1 protein-coding gene is annotated in these 573 nt (G+C 64.9%); it reads right to left on the reverse strand.

The annotated features are described in order from the left end of the window. Nucleotides 1-573 (reverse strand): DctP family TRAP transporter solute-binding subunit (locus FUT87_RS25830; RefSeq protein ID WP_147242839.1); only part of this gene is annotated, 573 nt, incomplete at both ends.

The raw sequence follows: 573 nt of genomic DNA on the forward strand, positions 1-573 counted from the left end.
TTGAGCTCGGCCAGCGCCTTGGCGGCCTCCTCGCGGGTGTCCTTGCGCTCGAAGTCGCGGCTCTTGATCGCCGCCTGCTGCAGCACCGCCTGCTCGTCCTTGGACAGGCCGTCCCAGAACTTCTTCGACACGGTCACGATCCACGGGCTGTAGACGTGGTTGGTCACCGTCAGGTACTTCTGCACCTCGTAGAACTTGGCCGAAAGGATGGTGTTGTACGGGTTCTCCTGGCCGTCGACCGCCTTGGTCTCCAGCGCCGAGAACAGCTCCGAATACGGCAGCGGCACCGCGTTGGCGCCCAGTTGCTTGAAGCTGTCCAGGAAGACGTTGTTCTGCATCACGCGCAGCTTGATGCCGTCCAGGTCCTCCAGCCGGTTGACCGCGCGCTTGCTGTTGGTCAGGTTGCGGAAGCCGTTCTCCCAGTACACCAGGCCGACCATGCCCTTGTCGGCCAGCTTGCCGCGCACCTTGTCGCCGACCGGGCCGTCCAGCAGCGCGTCGGCCTCGCGCACGTTGTTGACCAGGAAGGGCGTGTCCCACAGCGCCATCTCCTTGGCGATGCCCACCAGCGTG

This window comes from Mitsuaria sp. TWR114 (assembly GCF_007997345.1).